Here is a 396-nt window from a genome sequence, read left to right as displayed (position 1 = left end):
CGAACTCGCACACCCCGCACCGCCACAAAGTGAAGGAGCGGGCGGGCCTGCACCGTCACAAGGTGAACGACGCGCGGGCCCGCGCCGTCACAAGATGGGTGACGTGCGGGGCCGCGCCGTCGCAAGGTGAAAGACGCGCGGGGCCGCGCCGTGACAAGGTGAAGACGCGAGGTCTGCGCCGTCACCGCGTGGAGGCGTGGGCCGGCACCGTCGTCGGGCGAGCTCGTACACCCCGCACCAGCCACCAGGTGGAAATGGGCCCGCCTGCGGTTGCCCCGGGCACGACCGACGCATCCTGTGGAGGTGGACGGCTTTTGTTGGAGCCCCACCCCTAACGGAGAAACCCCACCCGTCCTCAGGGGCAATGCCACTTACTTAGCGTTCATGCTGGTCAGT

Source organism: Solihabitans fulvus, assembly GCF_008386585.1.
GTDB lineage: Bacteria > Actinomycetota > Actinomycetes > Mycobacteriales > Pseudonocardiaceae > Solihabitans > Solihabitans fulvus.
The sequence above is the reverse complement of the archived record's forward strand: the minus strand, read 5'-3'. Positions refer to the sequence as shown.